The organism is Salinibacter sp., assembly GCF_036626415.1.
Classification (GTDB): Bacteria; Bacteroidota; Rhodothermia; order Rhodothermales; family Salinibacteraceae; genus Salinibacter.
This window is the reverse complement of record NZ_JAZKRW010000203.1, coordinates 1-3,650: the sequence shown is the minus strand read 5'-3', so window position 1 is coordinate 3,650 and position 3,650 is coordinate 1. Positions and strand designations below refer to the sequence as shown.

At 65.3% G+C, this 3,650-nt stretch carries 3 protein-coding genes; 1 reads left to right on the top strand and 2 read right to left on the bottom strand.

Annotation, left to right across the window (positions count from 1 at the left end):
* Nucleotides 1-332 (bottom strand): carboxypeptidase-like regulatory domain-containing protein (locus tag V5A20_RS13605; RefSeq protein WP_332327593.1); only part of this gene is annotated, 332 nt, incomplete at its 3' end.
* A gap of 239 nt (nucleotides 333-571) precedes the next feature.
* Complete coding sequence (locus tag V5A20_RS13600) at nucleotides 572-1,654, bottom strand: LacI family DNA-binding transcriptional regulator (RefSeq protein ID WP_332327592.1); 1,083 nt, start codon at nucleotides 1,652-1,654, stop codon at nucleotides 572-574.
* 556 nt (nucleotides 1,655-2,210) lie between these two features.
* On the opposite strand from V5A20_RS13600, the gene V5A20_RS13595 reads away from it, so the two are divergent.
* The coding region (locus V5A20_RS13595) for a sodium:solute symporter (protein ID WP_332316626.1) at nucleotides 2,211-3,650 on the top strand (1,440 nt) is incomplete at its 3' end.

The following is a 3,650-nucleotide window of genomic DNA, read 5'->3' as shown; positions in this document are numbered from 1 at the left end:
ACCAGCTCGTCGATCTGCTGAGCGGCCGGGGCCAGAGCCACGTCGACCGTGGTGCGCCCCATGATGGCGACGGTCTGCGCCTGGAACCCGACAAACGAGAAGCGCAGCGAGTCCGCGTCGGTGGGCACACGCAGGCTGTACTGCCCCTGCGCGTTCGTGGCCGTCCCGACGGTGGTGCCCGGCACGGAGACATTCGCGCCCGGTAGGGGCGAGTCGTCGTCGGCCGCCGTCACGGTGCCGGTGATTTCCTGCCGGTCCTGCGCCTGGACCGCCCCTACACAGAGGGCCAGGCCCAAAAACACGAGCGTGAGGATCGAGTGTCGGTATTGCATAAGTCGAATGCTGGGTCGGTGATTCAGGATCGGATCGGGAAACGGCCGGTGCATCGGGCCTCGTGTAGCACACAGGCCCGGGTGCTGAAACCGCTTCGCAAAACGCCGCTGGGCATGTGCCGTCGGGCAGCCCCGGCGGTGCACGGCGGCGCTCCGCGCTGCTCTCTATGGCACTCCATCGGGAAAGCGCTTACATCAAGATGAAGGAACGAAGCACAACACACTTGTCGTCTTCCCCCTCATGGCTCCCGCCACGTGAACCCGGCGGACGCGTCCTCCTGCTCAGAATGGCCGCCGCACGTTTGCCGAACGACGAGTTTCGGGGAGAACACGGTGCTCGACACCGGGGCTGAGTTGGCGTCGTCGATGCGTCGCAGGAGGGTTCGGGCCGCTCGGGCGCCCATGGTGCGGGCGGGCTGCCGAAGCGTGGTGATTCCGGCACACCGGCTCAACTCAATGTCGTCGAAGCCAACGATCGCAAGGTCCTCCGGCACGCGAAGTCCCTGCTCCTGGACCGCATGCACGGCCCCCAGCGCCTGCATGTCCGACGCGGCAAACACCGCGTCCGGCCGGGGATTGCGGTCGAGGAGGGTTTTCATGGCGCGGTAGCCACCCTTTTCGGAAAATGCAAACGGCCGCTCGTCGCTCGCGGCAATGAGAGGGTCTCGCACTGCCCGCCCGTCCTCCCGGAGCGCCTGCTCGTAGCCTTCTCGGCGGTAGCGAGCCGGGGGCGGATCGTACTCTACAGTAATGTGCCCAATGCGCTCGTACCCCAGGTCAATCAGGTGCTGCGTCGCCCTGTACCCCCCCTCCCGGCTGTCTACTGAGAACGACTCGAACCGTGGATGCTCGCTGTCCACGAGCACGACCGCCCGGCTGGTCTCCGCCAAGCGGTCGGCCCACTCGTCCGTCAGCGGCATCGACAGCAGAAGAATTCCGTCGTTTCGTCCCGGCTGCAAGGCCCGAGCCATGTACGTACTGAGGGACTCCGGGTCGGGCTGTTCGTGGATGCGGTCCTGCGGGTTTGCCGGCGCATGCACCATGAGGTCCATGTCCCGGTCCGCAAGCGCATGCTGAATGCCCCGCATCACGTGCATGTAGAAGTAGTTCGCTACGACCGGCGCCACGACGGCAATCTGGTTCGTGTGCTGCCGCGCCAGATTCTGTGCCGAGGCGTGAGGACGATAATTTAGGGCCTTTGCCGCGTCGAGCACATGCTGCCGCGTCTCCTCACTGACCCCGGATTCATCGTTGAAAACCCGGGACACGGTCGCCGTCGACACGTCCGCCCGCTCCGCAATGTCGTAAATGGTCGTCGACACAAGTGGGGAGGACGGGGGAGACACGGTGGCTTTTCGTCACGTAAGCGCTTACACGGTAATACTGGCGTAATGCAATGTCAAGCCAGAGCGGGTCTATGATTCCGTGAATGGCACGCAGGTCGTCTGATCCCTTCGTGGGACGCCTCCCTCCAGGCCCGTGTTTGCCTTTTCCGGCTCACCTCCTTGCACGCCCCAAGCACGCCCGGCGCCGGCAGGGCGTTGCCCTCTTTGACGGGCACACGGGCGCACCGCCCCCCATCACGGTGGGCTTCTGCCCGAAGAGGCTCGCCTCCGCCCATCCGACGGCTCGGTACAAAGGCGACGGCCGGATCGCCACGCCCCCAGCATGATGTGCCCCTTCCCGTACAACGATTGCTTCGTCTTGCGTCCTTTCTTCGCCCTTGCTACCTTCCCGAAACCGCTTACATCAACGACGGCCGAACTGGGTGTGCGTGCGCGGTCGGCCGAGGCGCCCTCTTGGTGACCCCTTCTCCCCCACGCGACGGTGCGGCGTCCTGCGAATGCCTCTTGCTTTCCGTCAACCTCTTCTCCTCTTATGTCCCCCGACTTTCCCCTCGCAACTCTGGACCTGGCCATCATCGGCGCGTACTTCGTCGTCGTCGGGATCATTGGATATGTGGTGGCCCAGCGCATTGAGAGCGGAGAAGACCTGTTTCTGGCCGGGCGCACGCTCGCGTGGGGCACCATCGGGTTCTCCCTCTTCGCGTCCAACATTTCGAGCACCACCCTGATTGGCCTCGCGGGGGACGCCTACCGCACCGGCATCGCGGTCTCGAACTACGAGTGGATGGCGGGGGTGGTACTCGTGTTCATCGCCATCTTCTTCGTGCCCTTCTTCATCCGGTCGGGCCTTACGACCATTCCGGAGTACCTGGAGAAGCGATTCGACGTGCGCTCCCGAAAGTACTTCTCAGGGCTCACGATCTTTACGAGCGTCATCATCGACACGGCGGGGGGCATCTACGCCGGGACCGTGGTGCTCCGCACCTTCTTTCCGGAGCTGCCGTTCGTGCCCACGGCCCTCGGGCTGGCCATCATTGCGGGGGTGTATACGGCGGCGGGCGGCCTCGCGGCGGTCGTCTACACCGACATCCTGCAGGCCATCATCCTGCTGGTCGGCTCCACGTTCATCGCCGGGATCACGTTCGCCGAGTTCGACTTCTCGTGGGCGAAGGCCACGGCGCAATTGCCCGAAGATCACCTGTCGCTGATGCGGCCGATGGACGCGGAGGGCCTGCCCTGGCTCGGCACCCTCGTGGGGGTGCCCATCCTCGGCTTCTATTACTGGGGCCTGAACCAGTACATCGTGCAGCGCATCCTGGGCGGGCGCGATTTGAACCACGCCCGGTGGGGCGCCATGCTCGGGGGCTTTCTGAAGTTGCTGCCCCTCTTCATCATGGTCCTGCCCGGGGCGTTCGCGCTGCAGCTGTACCCCGACCTCGGCAACCCCGACCAGGTCTTCCCCACGCTGGTGACGGACCTGCTCCCGGTGGGCGTCGTGGGGATCGTCATGGCCGGCCTCATCGCCGCCATCATGTCCACCATCGACTCCACGCTCAACTCGGCGTCTACGCTCATCACGATCGACTTTATCAAGCCGAACCGGGAGAACCTGTCCCCCGAGGAGACGGGCCGCATCGGGCGCATTGCCACCATCGTGCTCATGCTCGTGGCGGCGGCCTGGGCGCCCATGATCCGCTACTTCCCGGGCCTCTGGAGCTACATCCAGTCCGTCCTCTCGTACCTGGTGCCGCCCGTGGTGGCCATCTTCCTGCTGGGGGTGTTCTGGCCGCGCACGAACGGCGACGGCGCGTTTGCCACCCTGATCGGGGGCCACGCGCTCTCGCTCGCCGTCTTCGTGCTGAGCCAGATGGGGGTCATCGACCTGCACTTCACAATCATCGCTGGCCTCCTCACGGCCCTCTGCATTGGGATCCTCGTGGTCACCTCGCTGACGCTGGGCGACGCGCCGGCC